This is a genomic window from Pseudidiomarina aestuarii (genome assembly GCF_048263735.1).
Taxonomy (GTDB): Bacteria; Pseudomonadota; Gammaproteobacteria; order Enterobacterales; family Alteromonadaceae; genus Pseudidiomarina; species Pseudidiomarina aestuarii_B.
Genome location: NZ_JBLXDX010000006.1, coordinates 42,022 through 59,330, shown reverse-complemented (window position 1 = coordinate 59,330; position 17,309 = coordinate 42,022). Strand labels below are relative to the sequence as shown.

16 protein-coding genes are annotated in these 17,309 nt (G+C 50.7%); 9 read left to right on the top strand and 7 right to left on the bottom strand.

The window, feature by feature from the left end; genetic code table 11:
- The first annotated feature begins 11 nt into the window (after positions 1-11).
- The 5 genes from dapF (at position 12) to uvrD (ending at position 5,420) form a co-directional block, all read left to right on the top strand.
- Complete coding sequence (dapF, locus tag ACN0S4_RS11805; protein WP_417657888.1) at positions 12-818, top strand: diaminopimelate epimerase; 807 nt, start codon at positions 12-14, stop codon at positions 816-818.
- Complete coding sequence (locus ACN0S4_RS11800) at positions 815-1,516, top strand: DUF484 family protein (RefSeq protein WP_417657876.1); 702 nt, start codon at positions 815-817, stop codon at positions 1,514-1,516. The genes dapF and ACN0S4_RS11800 overlap by 4 nt, the downstream gene beginning before the upstream one ends.
- Complete coding sequence (gene xerC / locus ACN0S4_RS11795; protein WP_417657875.1) at positions 1,503-2,408, top strand: tyrosine recombinase XerC; 906 nt, start codon at positions 1,503-1,505, stop codon at positions 2,406-2,408. Before ACN0S4_RS11800 ends, xerC begins: the two co-directional genes overlap by 14 nt.
- Before the next feature lie 20 nt (positions 2,409-2,428).
- Entirely contained in the window at positions 2,429-3,154 is a 726-nt protein-coding gene (locus ACN0S4_RS11790) for an HAD-IA family hydrolase (RefSeq protein WP_417657874.1), read from the top strand.
- 70 nt (positions 3,155-3,224) lie between these two features.
- Positions 3,225-5,420: a DNA helicase II gene (gene uvrD, locus ACN0S4_RS11785; RefSeq protein ID WP_417657873.1), complete on the top strand. Its 2,196-nt coding sequence runs from the start codon at positions 3,225-3,227 to the stop codon at positions 5,418-5,420.
- On the opposite strand, the gene rarD is transcribed toward uvrD, so the two are convergent.
- Positions 5,396-6,295, bottom strand: a complete 900-nt coding sequence (rarD, locus tag ACN0S4_RS11780) for an EamA family transporter RarD (RefSeq protein ID WP_417657887.1) — start codon at positions 6,293-6,295, stop codon at positions 5,396-5,398. The two genes, uvrD and rarD, sit on opposite strands and share 25 nt — an antisense overlap.
- A gap of 146 nt (positions 6,296-6,441) precedes the next feature.
- On the opposite strand from rarD, the gene recQ reads away from it, so the two are divergent.
- A complete protein-coding gene (recQ, locus tag ACN0S4_RS11775; protein ID WP_417657872.1) occupies positions 6,442-8,259 on the top strand; it encodes a DNA helicase RecQ in 1,818 nt (605 codons plus the stop codon).
- A gap of 4 nt (positions 8,260-8,263) precedes the next feature.
- Here recQ and ACN0S4_RS11770 read toward each other — a convergent pair whose 3' ends face one another.
- The gene (locus tag ACN0S4_RS11770) at positions 8,264-8,887 is read right to left on the bottom strand and encodes a LysE family translocator (RefSeq protein ID WP_417657871.1); all 624 of its coding nucleotides are present in this window, start codon (positions 8,885-8,887) and stop codon (positions 8,264-8,266) included.
- Between the two features lie 171 nt (positions 8,888-9,058).
- Between ACN0S4_RS11770 and ACN0S4_RS11765 the strand changes: the two genes are divergently transcribed.
- Positions 9,059-10,048, top strand: coding sequence for a lyase (locus ACN0S4_RS11765; protein WP_417657870.1), 990 nt, complete (start codon positions 9,059-9,061; stop codon positions 10,046-10,048).
- Here ACN0S4_RS11765 and ACN0S4_RS11760 read toward each other — a convergent pair.
- The gene (locus ACN0S4_RS11760) at positions 10,028-10,408 is read right to left on the bottom strand and encodes a diacylglycerol kinase (protein WP_417657869.1); all 381 of its coding nucleotides are present in this window, start codon (positions 10,406-10,408) and stop codon (positions 10,028-10,030) included. The two genes, ACN0S4_RS11765 and ACN0S4_RS11760, sit on opposite strands and share 21 nt — an antisense overlap.
- A 104-nt stretch (positions 10,409-10,512) precedes the next feature.
- On the opposite strand from ACN0S4_RS11760, the gene ACN0S4_RS11755 reads away from it, so the two are divergent.
- Positions 10,513-11,499: a hypothetical protein gene (locus ACN0S4_RS11755; RefSeq protein ID WP_417657868.1), complete on the top strand. Its 987-nt coding sequence runs from the start codon at positions 10,513-10,515 to the stop codon at positions 11,497-11,499.
- A 23-nt stretch (positions 11,500-11,522) separates the two neighbouring features.
- Entirely contained in the window at positions 11,523-12,338 is an 816-nt protein-coding gene (locus ACN0S4_RS11750) for a mechanosensitive ion channel family protein (protein ID WP_417657867.1), read from the top strand.
- Here ACN0S4_RS11750 and ACN0S4_RS11745 read toward each other — a convergent pair.
- The 4 genes from ACN0S4_RS11745 to ACN0S4_RS11730 all read right to left on the bottom strand — a co-directional run bounded on the left by ACN0S4_RS11745 (position 12,298) and on the right by ACN0S4_RS11730 (position 17,255).
- Positions 12,298-13,335: a malonyl CoA-ACP transacylase gene (locus ACN0S4_RS11745; protein ID WP_417657866.1), complete on the bottom strand. Its 1,038-nt coding sequence runs from the start codon at positions 13,333-13,335 to the stop codon at positions 12,298-12,300. The two genes, ACN0S4_RS11750 and ACN0S4_RS11745, sit on opposite strands and share 41 nt — an antisense overlap.
- A complete protein-coding gene (locus ACN0S4_RS11740) occupies positions 13,332-15,539 on the bottom strand; it encodes a thiamine pyrophosphate-dependent enzyme (protein WP_417657865.1) in 2,208 nt (735 codons plus the stop codon). The genes ACN0S4_RS11745 and ACN0S4_RS11740 overlap by 4 nt, the downstream gene beginning before the upstream one ends.
- Before the next feature lie 37 nt (positions 15,540-15,576).
- Positions 15,577-16,752 (bottom strand): acyl-CoA dehydrogenase, encoded by a 1,176-nt coding sequence (locus ACN0S4_RS11735; RefSeq protein WP_417657864.1) that lies wholly within the window; start codon positions 16,750-16,752, stop codon positions 15,577-15,579.
- Between the two features lie 116 nt (positions 16,753-16,868).
- Positions 16,869-17,255, bottom strand: a complete 387-nt coding sequence (locus ACN0S4_RS11730; protein ID WP_417657863.1) for a YbaN family protein — start codon at positions 17,253-17,255, stop codon at positions 16,869-16,871.
- Positions 17,256-17,309 lie beyond the last annotated feature (54 nt).

Below are 17,309 nucleotides of genomic sequence, written 5' to 3'. Positions count from 1 at the left end.
ATTTTTCGAAAATGCACGGCCTCGGTAATGATTTCATGGTGGTCGACAATGTCACCCAGAATTTTTATGTGAACCCAGATCAAATCAGGCAATGGGCCGACCGCCATCGCGGTATTGGCTTCGACCAATTACTCGTGGTTGAGCCGCCATACGACCCTGATCTTGATTTTCATTACCGGATTTTTAATGCCGATGGGTCGGAAGTTGCACAGTGTGGTAACGGCGCGCGGTGCTTTGCAATGTTCGTCCGTAATAAAGGTTTAAGCAATAAAAACCACCTCAAAGTCAGTACCAAAGCGGGCAAAATGGTATTGCACTTCGAGCGTGATGGACGTATCACCGTTGAGATGGGCATGCCGCAATTTGAGCCGCAGGCCATCCCATTTAAAGCGAATAAAGAAGAGCAAACCTACCTATTACGTGAAAACGATCAGACGTTCTTTTTTGGCGCAATGAGCTTAGGTAATCCACACTGTGTTATTGACGTTGACGATGTCACGACAGCGCCAGTTGCTGAATGGGGTGCATTACTAACAACCCACGAGCGTTTCCCAGAAGGTGTGAATGTAGGTTTTGTGCAGCTTGTTGATCGTGATCATATTAAATTGCGGGTCTTCGAGCGCGGCGTAGGCGAAACTCAAGCGTGTGGCAGTGGAGCATGTGCTGCTGCGGTGCTAGGCATGCGCCAGGGTAAACTGAATGAACAAGTGGAAGTTGAATTGCCAGGAGGAGTTCTCAGTATTCGTTGGCAACCGGGACAGCCGGTGCGAATGACTGGACCCGCTGAGCATGTATATGATGGACATCTAAAGCTATGACCCAAGAAGCAAAGAACGTAAAAGCTGAACAACGTGTCGTTGACGACAGTTTGATTGCGGATTACCTGCAAGAAAACCCTGACTTCTTCGAGCGTCATCCAGAGTTACTGCAAGTGATGCGGTTGCGCCATCAAGAGCGCGGTGCCGTGTCACTGGTGGAGCGTCAACAAACGGTGTTACGCCAGCGTATTGCGCAAATGGAAGATGAAATCACAGAGCTGATGACCACCGCGCGGCGCAACGAAGAGTTGTTTACCTACTACAGTGAATTGTATGTAAACCTGCTGAAGTGTCACTCGTTAAGCGAGGTCATGGACTGCTTAGAGGAAACCTTCGCCAAGCAACTGAACATGCCCGCATTGTCGTTGAAGTTCTTTGATAGCCCGCTGGAATTAGCGGAACAGTTTACCTTTGCTGCAGACACTCACAAGCAACTATTGAGCAAACGATTTGCGGGTGACTCCATTTACTTGGGTCGCCTCACCGCAGATGAGCAACGCTTGCTGTTTCCGCAAGAGACCATCGCTTCGGTGGCATTGCTGCTACTTGGTGATAAAGGTGAATTAGGTATGTTAGCTATCGGCAATCATGATGCCAGCCATTTTGAGCCTGCTATGGACACGTTATTAGTGAAACAGCTTCAAGCTTTGCTCAGTATGTTGCTACCTCCACTATTGGCGCATCATGATATTAGCTGAGGCGCTGACTCGATTCCTCAAACATCTCACCGGCGAGCGTGGGCTCGCCGAACATACCCTAAATAATTATCATCGTGTTTTAGCTGCTGATATTGAGCAGTTATCGGCAGATGGCATAGAGAAACCTCAACAATTCACCTTCACAGCAGCTGAGCGCATGTTCATTCAATGGCGTCGCAGCGGTTTAGGTGATGCATCGCTGGCGCTGCGTTTAGCCGCTTGGCGTACGTTCTGTGATTTTATGCTGCGTGAAGGCTTAATTAGTGATAATCCAGCCAAACAACTCAAAGCGCCACGCAAAGCGAAGCGCCTGCCGAAGAATCTTGATGTAGATAGCATCAGCCAACTGCTGCAACTACCAACCGATGAGCCGCTAGCGATTCGTGATGCGGCTATAATGGAGTTGCTGTACTCCAGCGGACTGCGACTTGCTGAGTTGATTGCTCTAGATATTGACTCTATTAATCCGCGGCACCGAGAGTTGAGGGTGATCGGTAAGGGCAACAAAACGCGTATCGTTCCTTACGGTCAACACGCTCATGATGCAGTGCAACGGTGGTTGCCCGTTCGATTGCATTGGCTCAACGGAAATTTGACCGAAACGGCTCTGTTTATCAGCCAACGACAACAGCGAATTAGTCCGCGCACGGTGCAGCAACGCCTCAATTTTTGGGGTGAGCAGCAAGGGCTGTCGAGCCACTTGCATCCGCACAAGCTTCGCCACTCGTTTGCTTCACATATGCTAGAATCGAGCGGTGATTTGCGAGCGGTCCAAGAGTTGTTGGGCCATGCTAATTTGAGTACCACGCAGGTATATACGCACCTCGATTTTCAGCATCTCGCAAAGGTTTACGACGGCGCCCATCCACGGGCGCGGAAAAAGTCTGATTAGAAACTGAATAGGAAGTAGTCATGCAGTTTTTTCGTCGCTGGCGTCCAGTTAAAGCACTGAGTTTTGATCTGGATGACACGCTCTACGACAATGTTCCCGTGATCCAGAATGCTGAGCGTGCATTGCATGACTATTTGGTTACCCAGCACCCTGAAACCAGTGCTTGGAGTGCTGCTGATTGGCAGCAACGTCGGATTGCCATGATGCGCCGCGATAGCCACTTGGCGGCAGACATGACGGCACTTCGTATTGCAGTTTTAGCAGAGGGTTTTGCCGAGTGTGGTATTGCCCAGCCTCAACAAGCCGCAGACTCCGCTATGGCCGAGTTTTTGCGGCATCGCAATACCGTCTCCATCGCGCCTGAGGTGCATCAAGCATTAGCGCAGTTGAGCGAATACTACCCTTTATACGCGCTCAGTAACGGGAACGTTGATATTGAAGCGATAGGCCTACGCGATTACTTTACAGCGACCTTTCAGCCCCAACGAGGCCGACGTGGAAAGCCGCACCTAGATATGTTTCATGAGGCGCAACAACAAGAGCCGAATTTAACGCCAGAGCAATGGTTACATATTGGCGATAGTCCATCTGCAGATGTACTTGGGGCTAAACGCGCTGGCTGGCAAAGCGCATGGTACGAAAATGGTTTGTATCGACCGGAGCAATTGCTTGTTTTGCCAACGCTGAGTTTTGTCGACCTCAAACACTTAACTGAGTTTCTGCTCACGCCCACCGCGCGCCGATAACTGGTTGCATATACAGTATCGCGTCAGTACACTGCCAAGTATTCCAACACGAGACCAAATGATTGTGAGTATGCAGCATCCACTTCTTGCCGAACTCAACGACAAACAACGCGAAGCCGTCGCCGCACATGAGCGTCACATGCTGGTACTTGCTGGCGCGGGTAGCGGTAAAACGCGAGTTTTAGTGCACCGTATTGCTTACTTAATGCAAGAGCAGCAAGTTTCGCCCTATAGCATTCTAGCTGTGACCTTCACCAATAAAGCCGCTGCAGAAATGCGCGGGCGAATTGAGAGTTTAATCGGTTCATCAACCCGTGCCATGTGGATTGGTACCTTCCACGGACTCGCGCATCGGTTACTGCGCGCACACTACATGGATGTGGGTCTACCGCAGAATTTCCAGATCCTCGACAGTGACGACCAACAACGTTTGGTGAAACGAACCATTCGCAGTTTGAATCTCGATGAAAAACGTTGGCCGCCGAAGCAAGCGCAGTGGTTCATCAACGCGAAAAAAGACGAGGGTCTGCGCCCACATCATTTAGATGGTTATGATTTTAACGAGCGTACGCTCAAAGAAATTTACGACGCCTATCAAGTTGCTTGTGACCGAGCGGGGTTAGTCGACTTTGCTGAATTGTTGTTGCGAGCCCATGAGTTACTGCGTGATAACGCCATAGTTCGTGAACACTACCAGCGCCGTTTCCGGCATATTTTGGTAGACGAGTTTCAAGATACCAACTCCATTCAATACGCCTGGATCAAGCTCTTTTCGGGAGTCGGTGAAAGTCAGGGCGCGACAGGCTTTGTCACCATTGTGGGTGATGATGACCAATCGATTTATGGCTGGCGCGGCGCTAAGGTCGAGAATATCCAGCAATTCATGCGGGATTATCCTGATGTCTTGACCATTCGACTCGAGCAAAACTACCGCTCAACCAGCACCATATTGCGGGCTGCTAACAATGTGATCGGCAATAACCAAGGGCGGCTTGGTAAAGAGCTTTGGACTGATGGATCTGCCGGTGAGCCGATTGATGTGTATGCAGCATTTAATGAGATGGATGAGGCGCGTTATATTGCCGGCCGCATTGAGCAATGGCGCGAACATGGTAATGCGCTGACGGATGTCGCACTGCTGTATCGTAGCAACGCCCAGTCACGGGTATTGGAAGAAGCCATGCTTCACGCCCGCATTCCGTATCGAATTTATGGTGGATTGCGCTTCTTTGATCGCCAAGAGGTCAAAGATGCTCTGGCGTACCTGCGCCTGATTGCTGGGCGAAATGACGATGCGGCGCTGGAACGTGTCATCAATACGCCAACGCGAGGCATTGGTGACCGTACTGTCGGCATTATCCGTGAAGCAGCGCGTGATCGCGGTCTCACGCTGTGGGATGCCGCACGGCAGCTGGTGACCGAGAAAACCTTAACTGGCCGTGCCGCAAATGCGGTTGGTGCGTTCTTAACCTTAATCGATACGCTGGAAGATGAGACGGGTGATTTCGCGCTGGGGCGTCAGGTCGACGTGGTCATTAAACGCAGCGGATTGATGGCTATGTATGAGGCCGAAAAAGGCGAAAAAGCTGAAACGCGCGTAGAGAACTTAAAAGAGCTAGTCAACGCTTGCGACCATTTTGCCGAGCCAGAAGAAGCCGATGAAAATATGACGCCGCTGAACTCGTTCTTGGCGCATGCAGCGCTTGAATCTGGTGATGAGCAGGCCGATGAGCACCAAGACGCTGTGCAGCTGATGACACTACACAGTGCCAAGGGCTTGGAGTTTCCGTTAGTGTTTATGACGGGTGTTGAAGAAGGTCTATTCCCATCGCAACAATCGATGGACGAGGCTGGACGGCTCGAAGAGGAGCGTCGGCTGTGCTACGTGGGCATGACCCGCGCGATGCAAAAGCTGGTGATTACCTATGCGGAGCAACGCCGAATTTACGGTACCGATATGCTTCATCGAGTCAGCCGATTCATTGGCGAAATGCCTTCTGATGCGCTGCATCATGTGCGCATGAAAGTGCCTGCCTATAGCAGTCCATCGGCACCAGCAATGGGACGGTTTCATAGCGGCGCGAGTCATGAAGCTTTTGAGCAAACGGGCTTTCAGCTGGGGCAGCGAGTTCGGCACAGCAAGTTTGGTGAGGGTACGGTGTTGAATTACGAAGGCACCGGTCCGCAAAGTCGAATCCAAATTAACTTCGACGATGCGGGCAGTAAATGGTTAGTCGTTGCTTACGCGCGTCTCGACCGCTGCTGAAAAATCAAGGTGTCCAAACTATAGATGGCCAGCGCCACCCAAATAATGGCGAAGGTCATCAGCTTGCTTTGTTCGAGCGGCTCGCCGTAGAGCCAGACCGCAAGAATAAACATCAATGTAGGGCCGATGTATTGAAATAGCCCGAGCGTTGAGTAGCGAATGCGCTGAGCGGCTGCAGTGAAGCATAATAAAGGTGCCGTAGTCACCACGCCTGCGGCAACCAAGAGTAAATTTAGCGTCCAGGTGTTGTCGAATAGGTTGGAACTCGCTGATTCAGCGAGACCGAACAGATAAAACAACATCAATGGCAGTAAGATCATGGTTTCGAGCCACAGCCCAGTAATGGAATCCACGGGCAGACGCTTACGAATGGCGCCATAGGTCGCGAAGCTGGAGGCTAGGATTAACGCTATCCACGGCACCGAACCGTATGTCACCACTTGAATCAGCACGCCGATCACAGCCAAAGCAATCGCAACGAGCTGCATGGTGCGCATGCGTTCACCAAAGAATACCATGCCGATTGCAACGTTCAGTAGCGGATTGATGTAATAACCCAGGCTCGCATCTAAGATCAGATCATTGTTGATGGCCCAGATGAATAAATACCAATTCCCACCCAAGAGAAATGTGGCAATAGTCAGGCGCAGCATTTGCTTGCGATTTGCTAGTACCGGTTGGATTCGATCCATACGTTTAAGACCGACAATCAGCAGCAGGACTAATAGGAATGACCAAATAATGCGGTGGCTTAAGATCTCCATCGCAGGTACGTTCTCAAGCAGCTTAAAATAGATGGGAGCAACACCCCACATCGTGTAAGCAGAAATCGCGAAAATTACGCCTTGGCGACTGCGAGCAGCAGTATCGGTCATCACAGATGTATACTCGTATCAGAACGTATGAAATGTGCGCAGTTATCGCCAGACGATTCCGTCTTTTACCGTTTGCCGGTGGTACTTGCGCAATGGGATGCATACAATAGAAGCAATCCCACAATGCGTCAATTGGAGTTCTACTTTTGTCTGAGTCTAATCTGCAATCTATCCTTGCCAAAGTATTCGGCTACACCACCTTTCGGGTGGGCCAACAGCAAGTGATCGAAGCAGTTCAGGCAGGTCGCGACGCACTGGTTTTGATGCCCACGGGTGGCGGTAAGTCGTTGTGCTATCAATTGCCTGCAATCCAGAGTACTGGGTTGACCGTCGTTATCTCGCCGCTCATTTCTTTAATGCAAGACCAAGTGGAAGCGTTACAAGCCATGGGCGTCGCAGCTGCTGCGTTGCACAATGGGATGAGTAGCGAGCAAACACAAAGCATCATGCAACAACTCAACAGTAACGAAATACGGTTACTCTACGTCAGTCCAGAACGCGCGCTGTTGCCCTATTTCGTTCAGAATTTACAGAACTGGCAGGTTGATCTGATTGCGATTGACGAAGCACACTGTATTTCGCAGTGGGGTCATGACTTCCGCCCCGAATATGGTCAGCTCGGACAGTTACGCGAAGCCTTACCTCAAGTCCCCTTTATGGCATTAACGGCAACTGCCGATGCAGCTACCGAAAAAGATATCGGTGTGCGTCTGCACTTGCATGACCCCGTCGTTTACAAAGGCTCTTTTGACCGCCCGAATATCCGCTATGTGGTGGAAGAAAAGTATAAACCCCAGAAGCAATTGCGTGACTATATTGCTCGGCAGCGCGGTGCTTCAGGAATTGTTTACTGTGGTTCACGTAAACGCGTTGAAGAGCTCGCTGAACGGCTGCGCAAAGATGGCTTGCGAGCCGCTGGTTACCATGCAGGCATGGAACATAGCGAGCGGGAATTTGTGTTACGGGGTTTCGTTCGAGATGACATTGATGTGGTGGTTGCGACCGTTGCATTTGGTATGGGTATCAACAAACCGAACGTACGTTTTGTCATTCATTTTGATGTCCCCCGTAGTATTGAAGCCTATTACCAAGAGACCGGGCGAGCCGGTCGTGACGGGCTTCCTGCCGAGGCTGTGTTGCTGTATGACCCTGCTGATGCGGCGTGGATCCGCAGTATTATGAACGACCATCCTGATGAGGAACGTCGTCGTGTGGAGCAGCAAAAATTTGCTGCGATGCAAGCGCTAGGCGAAGCACAAACCTGTCGCCGACTGGTATTGTTGAATTACTTTAATGAGTATCGAGAGCAGCCTTGTGGCAACTGCGATATTTGTCTGGATCCACCGCAGCAATATGATGGCACTGTCGATGCACAAAAAGTGCTGTCCTGTGTTTACCGCGTGTCACAGCGCTACGGTACGAATCACATTATTGATATTTTGCGTGGCAGTAAGTCGCAGAAACTCACCGATGTTGGACACGATAAGCTCTCCACTTATGGCATTGGTGCCGATCAGTCGCATGAATATTGGCTTGGCGTTATTCGGCAGTTAATCCATCGTGGACTATTGGTGCAAAACGTCGCGCAATACGGCGTGTTGCATTTAACTGAAGCTGCGCGCCCAGTGTTGCGCGGTGAGGTCGCATTGCAACTCGCACAACCTCGAATCAATCTCGTGGTCACCAAACCGCGCGTGGCAGACCGAGCTGACTACGACAAAGTGTTATTCCGTCGCTTGCGAGCTTTGCGTAAAGCCATTGCTGATCATGAAGAAGTGCCGCCTTTCGTAGTCTTTAACGACACCACGTTGGTGGAAATGGCCATTCAATTCCCAACTGACGAAACCTCGTTACTAGCCATTACCGGTGTCGGTCAAAAGAAGCTGGAGCGTTATGGCCAAGAGTTTCTGTCGGCTATCACCGCATACTTAGATGCCGACGATGAGCCGTTGGTCACATTTTAAAGCACTACCATGAGCGAGCTGTGTAGAAATACCAAAGTTCTTGTAGTACTGGCAAGATTGATGCGACCAATATCAAGCCCATGGTGATATTGAAGATGCGTTGCAGCAAAGGTTTGGACAGAACTTTTCTCAGTAGACTGCCAAACACCAGCCAAACGCCCACACATGGAAATGCCATGAGCAAGAAAGCCAGCGTAATAGCGAGTACTTCGAAGTACTGATTACCGGTCACGGTGGTATAAGTCGCAACCGCGCCTGACGCCATCATCCACGCTTTACCATTAACCCATTGAAAAAGAACCGCCTGCCAGAAACTGAACGGTCTTTTCTCGCCGCGTTCGATAGCCTTAGGTTCAGCGCTAGCGATGTGCCAGGCTAACCAGAGCAAATAGACGACGCCTACTACTTTGATTAGTTGATGCAAATTGGGAAAGCGGTCGAATACCACACCAAAGCCAAGGCCAACCAGCAGCACCATGAGGGGGAAGCCCAGGCAAATACCGAGAAAATGTGGCAGGCTGGCGCGAACCCCATAGTTCACACCGGAGGACATGATCATAATGTTATTCGGCCCAGGTGTGACCGTGGTCGAAAAGGCAAAGAACAAAACAGCGATGAAGATATCCATAGGGTAAAAACGCGACTCGTGAACAGTGAACAGTGAATAGATAGTATCGAAAACATTGTGGTTTTGAACTACTTTTATGGCAGCAGCGTAGCCAGAACATGCGCATTTTGCGAATATCCAGTAGCTAGTAACTAGTAGCTAATAGCTAATAGCTAGTGTCGAGGAGGATTTATGCTTGGAATGACATTTGCTTTATTACTTGCCGCTGAGGCGCCCGCTACCGTTGAAATTACCGAGTGGCAGGTACCTTGGGAAAAGTCACGTCCGCGAGACCCTTATGTAGCTGGACCTGATGAGGTTTGGTTTGTTGGGCAGCAAGCACATTACGCAGCTATTTTGACGCCATCAACGGGTGACATGAAGCGTATTGATTTGCCAGACAATGCTGGCCCGCACAACATCATTGTGGATGACCGTGGTGCTTGGTACGCCGGTAACAAAGCCGCACACATTGGCTTTATCGATCCAGATGACCACAGCATTACCAAGCACATGTTACCCGGTGACGGCCGTCGCGATGTCCACACTATGGAGTTTACCAGTGACGGTGATATCTGGTTTACCGCACAAGGTGCCAATCAGGTCGGTCATTTTGATGCCCAAACCGAAACGATCAAGCTCTGGGATGTCCCTACGAATCGCGCCCGTCCTTATGGGCTGATTGTCCACAACGATTTGCCGTGGCTGACACTGTTCGGCACGAATAAGCTTGCGACCATTACTGCAGATGGCGAGTTAAAGGAAATCCAGTTGCCGCGCGATAATAATCGTCCGCGTCGCATTGGCATCACCAGTGATGGGAATTTGTGGTACGTCGACTATGTAGGCGGTTATGTCGGTCGTTATAACCCTGAAACCGAGTCGATCGACGAATGGCAAGCACCAGCAGCATCAAGCTCAATGCCTTATGCAATGGCGGTCGATGATCAGGACTACGTGTGGTTTGCAGAAACAGGTGTGCAACCGAATCGGTTGGTGGGTTTCAACACTAAAACCCTAGAGTTCACGCAGCCTTTTGAAGTGGAAAGTGGTGGTGGCACTATTCGCCACATGGTGTTTGATCAAGCGAGTCAAAGCCTCTGGTTTGGTACCGACGCCAATACTGTTGGTCAAGCCAAAATCAGTCATGGCACGGTTGCCTCAAACAACGAAGCTCCATAACCAAGGCCCGAGAATTACCAACCACGTAATCAGAATATTGATTAATGCGAACATGACAGCGGCAGAGGCAATATCCTTGGCTTTGCCGCTGAGTTCGTGAAGCTCCGGTCCAATACGGTCGATAGCCGCTTCAACCGCTGAGTTGAGCAGCTCGACAATAATCAAAATAAGTAAACTACCAATCAGTAACGCGAGTTCGGTACCGCGCGCTGGTGAGACCATCGCTACCACCAAAAGCACCGCACAGAGCATAAAATCTTGTCGCACGGCAGCTTCTGATTGCCACGCCGCTTTTAGTCCGCGCATGGAATTTGCTGTTGCATGAACAATTCGAAGTAAACCTTTTTGGCTGGGCTTCATGCGTGGTCCTTAAGAAAATGGTCAATTTGTGCAATAGTCACTACAGTGTACGATATCCGAGTAAACTTAAGAACTGCTTAAGCGTCAGCGCAAGGAAACAGTAGATGACAGCAGAAAATCATTGGCAATTGATCTCACTGGATGCCTTTGAATTGCCATCACCACCCGCTCGTACCCTGATTCAAAAGGGACTCGATAAGTTCAAGCGGATGCTAGGTATAGCCAGCAGCGAACAACACGAGGATCAACAACAAGATGCTCCGCACTATCGCGAATTTGACCGTGCCCCTGCTGTTACAGCACTCGAAAAGGCATTCGGTGACTGGGCCGATGATGACAATGCTACATCAGTGCGTTGGCTTATCAGCCCACCGTATTCTGGCGCTGGTCAGTGCGCGCGCGACTGGGCTAAACAAAGGCAATGGAACCTACCGACACCACCCAAGCCAGAACTTTTGAGCAGTGATAATCTTGCGACTTGGGATGCGCCGATGAAAGACCAACCCTGGGTGCTAACTACATTATTAGCCTATTGGTTGCGCGATACCCAAAGCATGACCTTTCTTAGAACGCTCCTTGCCGCTCTAATGGGTGGCGACTACGGCAAAGGTTTGGTGGTTTGCGATAGCTGGACGTTTGCATTTATTCAGCGTGCGTGGTCGTTTGAAATTCCACATTCATATTGTTTCGCCGCCGCAACGCCCGAGTTACTCGAACAAGTGGGCATCAACGCACAACCGAAACAAGCTCGTGAGCTACTAGCTGAGACACGTGGGAACATTGGCGTGACGATGGCGATATGGGCGTTAGAGCAACAAGAAAACCCGAGTCGTCCCGAGTTACCTCGAGACTGTAGCGACTTTACTGCGTTTATTCTGCATGCCTTACTGCTGCATCATGGCCTGAGTGAAGCGCAGCTAACCCAGGTATTGCCATTGATCCCCGCAGCACAGCGCAACGTCCAACTCGCGAACTTAGCCGCACATCAAATTATTGAGCATAAAGATGAGCGCTGGCGCGTTGCAGTGACCGCGTATCCGCTGGTGCGTGACATGTTGGCCGGTCGCGGCTTTTGGTTGGACGATTTTTAAAGCCATAGGCGAGGAGTAAAGGAATGGACAAAGACAAGTTCATGGATGTCTTCAAGCAGGTTACCAGTGATGTGATCATCGAGATCGCCTTGGTGATTGCTATCGCCACGGCGATTGTCTGGTTAAGCCAGCGTGTTTTGCCTTGGTTAGCCGATAATCTGTTTGGTAAGCGCCGACTGTTGGTACTGGCCTTTATACCGACCATTCGGGTTGTCGTTTTTGTTTTCGCGCTCGTTTGGATTGTGCCTCTGGTCATCGAACCCAACGTCCAGAACATGATTGCGATTTTAAGTGCAGTAGGTATCGCGATTGGTTTCGCCATGAAGGATTATGTCAGTAGCTTGCTGGCAGGCATTAATGCCGTTTACGAGCTGCCATACCGTCCCGGTGATTGGATTGAAGTGGACGGCGCCTATGGTGAAGTGAAACATGTGGGAATGCGAGCGGTTGAAATCGTGACTCCCGATGACACGGTCGTTTTCATTCCACATCAAAAGCTGTGGACTGGACTAATCTTCAACGCCAATAATGGTGGGCCGAGCCTGATGTGTGTGGTCGACTACTATCTCGCCCCAGAGCACGATATTCATGCCGTGAAGCATCTACTAGAAGATGTCGCGTTGACCAGCCCTTATGTGCAATTAGCAAAACCGATTAGCGTTGTGGTCAGTGAAAAGCCGTGGGGAACGCATTATAAATTGAAGAGTTATCCCATTGACCCGAGACAGCAGTTTCAGTACATGACTGATCTGACCGCGCGGGGCAAAAATGCGATCCGCGCAGCCGGATTTGAGCTGGCTAGCTTGTCACCAGAGCACGCTGTTCTGGGAGTCCCATAGCCAGCACAAATGGGTTGTCAGACTCTTGCTGCGAGACAAACTCCGCTTTACTGCGTAAACCATGCCAACCAATTTCAATCAACGATTGCGCAACAGCACCGCCCAAACCGCTACCCGGCCCCAGCAAAATAATATGGTCGGGTGCGAACTCTTTTACACCCACCTCAATAGCTTTACTAAAGTCATAAGTTTGCGTGACTTGATGCCCTAACGTGTATTGATGCAGTGCGCTAGGATTAGTCACGCGCTGATGCCAAATATGACCACGGCCATCAATCATCGGTACGTTTGGCGCACGGAAGAGCGCGGCTGGCCACCTCGCTAAAGCTTCGTGTGATGCGTCACTCATCATTGCGGTGTGAAATGCAGCGTGTCCGGGCAGCAACAGCGGGAAACGGTCATCAATGCTCGGCAGTGCCTGCATCGCCGCTTCACAAGCCTCTGTAGTGCCAGCTAGCACCGCATAACCGCCGTAACGAATGGACATGGCGAGATCACCCGCAAAGCGCTCGAGCTGTTCGTTGACCCTTGCCAGTAGTGTCGGATCTATCACCCAATCTTGATTGACCAGTGGGTAGATAAATTGGGCACCAGCACCGCCTGCGGTTAAATCAGCCATACTGTTGACCAAGCGCATGCTGGTATCGGCTGTCCAGCAGTCAGCACAGGCCATTGCGGTATACCAACCCATAGAGTTGCCGGTAATAGCAACAACGTCATAGTGGTCGCGATTAATCGCCAAATAGTCGGCATAACCCGCTGCATAAATCAGACTAGCTGCATTCGCTGGCGCTTGATGGACTCGGCTTTTATACAAATCCATGCCATCCAATTCGCTCACCGTAGGACGCCCAAGCTCACGACGAACGGAGTCAACTTGGTTGATAAAGTTTGATATTTTTGAGTCATCTTCGCCGATATTCGCCGAAATTGAGCCTAATTCTGGTTTGTTGTAGGTGCCGCGACCTGGGCAAACAACGAGTGCTGTTTTCTTCATGATGCGGCTCCTTTTTGTTGATGTAGGGATGTGACCGCTGTCATGATCTGGTCGACCGATGGCAGTACCGTATAGGCAGCTTTTCCAAGTGGAATAAAGCTGTCTTCCGCATTCACGCGTGTGATAGTAAATCGACCTGGATAGTGCTCATGTAGCGCGGTGAACAGTTCTTCACTCAGCGAGCCACGGCGGCGACATTCGTCAACGATGACGATCTTCTTCACACCGTTGAGTTGCGCCACTATTTTATCGACGTGCAATGGGACCAAGCAGCGAATATCCAGCACGCGCGTGTTGATCCCGTTGGTCTCTAGTTTCGCTGCGGCTTGGCGACTCAAATAGTAGCCGTTGCCATAGCTAATCATGGCAACATCACTGCCGTTGCCATGTACACTGGGCTCACCGAGTTCAGGCACGGCTTCGCTTGGATCTGGGTAGGTACACAACCAACCACCGTCGCCTTCTTGGTGTAAATCACGCGTCATATATAGCGCAATGGGCTCTAACATGATCACGATACGCTGTTCGCGCGCCGCCAATGCGACGGCTTGACGCATGAGTAGCGCACCCTCTCGCGCATTGGATGGGCACAGCAAAATGATTCCTGGTATATCGCGAAATACAGCAAATGAATTGTCGTTGTGGAAATGTCCACCAAAGCCACGCTGATAGGCCAGTCCAGCAATACGAATCACCATCGGGTTGGTGTACTGACCGTTGGAAAAGAATGACAAGGTTGCCGCTTCACCACGGATCTGGTCTTCGGCATTATGCACATAAGCCAGAAACTGGATTTCTGGCATGGCAATGAAGCCCTGTTGCGCCATGCCGATAGCCAAGCCCAAGATGCTTTGCTCATCCAGAACCGTATTTAATACTCGATTGGGTCCAAAGGCTTCCATAAGGTGTTGCGTGACATGATAAACACCGCCTTTCTTGGCGATATCTTCACCACACATCACAATATTTGAGTATTGCGCCATCAAGTCATGTAACGCCCAATTGATCATTTTGGCTAAGTGCTGTGGCTTGCCAACATTGTGCTTGTCCCACTGAAATAATGACTTCCGACGGTCTTCAGTTGGGAGCTCGGGAAGTGCTTGCTGGCGCACTGGCGGCACAATGGAGGCCATAACCTGTTCAGCCGTTTCGAGCTTCGGCTGTTGTGCGGCAACCGCAGCAATTCGTGCAATGCGCTCTTGTTGTTGTTGCACATGAGTGACTAAGTCAGTGGTGCTAAAGAGTCCGCGACTAATCAAGGCCGCTGCAGAGTGCAGCAGTGGGTCACGTTCGCTATCCCGCGCTATTTCTTGCTTACTCCGATATGCCACCTCCGCATCTGCACCGGCATGACCGAACAGGCGTACCGTGCGCAAATGCAGAATGGCAGGTTTGCGCTTTTCACGAACGTAAGCTGCAGCTTCACGAGCGACCAGATAGGTTTCAGCAAGGTTGCTGCCATCCGCACTGAAGTACTTCAAGGCTGGACGTTGACTGAGCTGTTGCTGGATCCAACCTTGTGGTGTGTGGGTCGAAATGCCCAAACCATTGTCTTCACAGACCATGAGTAGCGGCATTGGAATTTGCTGATAGGCAGCCCAACTGGCGGAATTAATGGCACCAAGCGCGGTGGAATGATTCGCTGAGGCATCCCCGAAGCTGACATAGGCAATGGCATCATGCGGCCATGTACCCTGATGTTGTAAGCGTTTCGACAACCCAATTGCGAAGGCGGTGCCCATCGCTTTAGGCACATGAGAAGCAATAGTACTGGTTTGCGGCGGCACATTGAGTGCGAGGCTGCCGAGTACTTTGTGGCGCCCTCCAGCAATGGGCTCATCACTGGAGGCGGCAAAGCTCAAGAGCATGTCGTATAAAGGCGTTGTGCCAGGGCGTTGTTTCGCTCGCTGAATGAAAAAAGCACCGCTGCGATAATGCAGAAACGCCGGGTCAGTCACGCGTAATGCTTTTGCAACTGCCGCGTTGCCTTCATGACCAGCGCTGCCAATGGTATAAAAGCTCTGGCCGGCCGTTTGCATAATGCGCGACTGCAAATCCAGCAGCCGACTCGACAGTTGCGTATCAAATAAATCAACGAGCTCCGCGTCTGTCAGTACGGCTCCCGCCGCTTGCGCATGGGGTAATTGTTGTTGTTCTATGCGCTGGATAAACTCCACCAGCCATGGGTGCATTGCTGCAGCCATATCAGCCTCCTTGTTGGCTTGGCAACTGGTTGTGAGCTTAACTAAAAGCTTGGATACCGGTTTGTGCACGACCTAAAATAAGCGCGTGCACATCATGTGTTCCCTCGTAGGTGTTCACCGCCTCTAAGTTCATAACGTGACGAATGACATGGTATTCATCGGCAATACCATTACCGCCGTGCATGTCGCGCGCGATGCGGGCGATGTCGAGTGCCTTCCCACACGAGTTTCGTTTGATCAGTGAAATCGTTTCTGGCGGTAATTGCCCAGCGTCCATCAAACGGCCAGCCTGCAAGCATGAGAGTAAGCCAATCGAGATATCCGTTTGCATGTCGGCGAGCTTTTTCTGAACCAATTGCGTGGCAGCTAATGGGCGATTGAATTGATGTCGATCTAATGTGTACTGTCGTGCGGCATGCCAACAGAATTCCGCGGCACCAAGTGCACCCCAAGCAATACCATAGCGTGCTTTGTTTAAGCAACCGAATGGACCTTTCAAGCCTGATACATTCGGCAACAAGGCAGTGTCTGGTACCTCGACATTGTCCATCACGATTTCACCGGTAATGGATGCACGGAGTGAAAACTTGCCTTCAATTTTCGGTGCGCTTAAGCCTTTCATGCCTTTTTCTAGGACGAAACCGCGGATCTCACCATCCAGCTTCGCCCACACGACGAATACATCAGCAATCGGCGAATTGGTGATCCACATTTTGCTGCCTTTGAGCACATAACCACCGTCTACTTTCTTGGCTGTCGTGCGCATGCCGGCAGGATCTGATCCTGCATCTGGCTCGGTCAATCCAAAGCACCCGACCCACTCACCGCTGGCTAATTTCGGTAAATATTTTTGCCGTTGTTCTTCGGTGCCGTATTCGTGAATAGGGTGCATCACTAGTGAAGATTGCACGCTCATGGCGCTGCGATAGCCGCTGTCCACACGTTCAACTTCGCGCGCAACCAGCCCGTAGCAAACGTAGTTCACTTCCGAACAACCGTATTTTTCCGGCAAGGTCGCACCGAGTAGCCCCAGCTCGCCTAATTCGTTCATGATTTCACGATCAAAGCGCTCCTCACGATTCGCGGTGAGCACTCGCGGTAGCAAGCGCTCTTGGCAATATTGGTGGGCGGTGTCGCGAATCATACGTTCTTCTTCGGTCAGCATTGCGCTGAACTGAAACGGGTCTTGCCAATCAAAATGTGGACGAGCCATACGTCAACCTCAGGTTTATTCGAAAGAATACAAATTAATCGAATCAGGTTACTGAAAAAGGGACACAAGTTAAATAGATTAAAAAAGAATCGCGGTATGACCACTTCAGTTGGGTGTCACTCAGACTTGCCAGGAGCATGTTCGGGGCGGGTCATTAACCACACAGCAACCGTTGCCATCACTCCTATTACCGTAAATTTAATCCACAGCGGAGCCATGCTGAAGCTCAACATAATGGCGCTACCACTCATCATCACAATAGCAATGACTTTCGGCTTGCGGCGCACTACGCCGTAGCGTCGCCATTCCAGAATTTGAGGGCCATATTTTGGGTGAGCCAATAATTTTTGTTCAATGATGGGCCAGCCTTTGCCGCCTGCCCATGCTGCGACCAGCAAAAAGGGTACCGTTGGCATAATCGGCAACACAGCACCAATTACTCCCAACAGAACAGCAATAACAGTTATGCTGCGCCAGAGCAATATACGCAAGAACTCAGTCATGGTGTTGCAGCGTCATTTAAATACCCGACATATTAATTAACAAAATAGTGACTT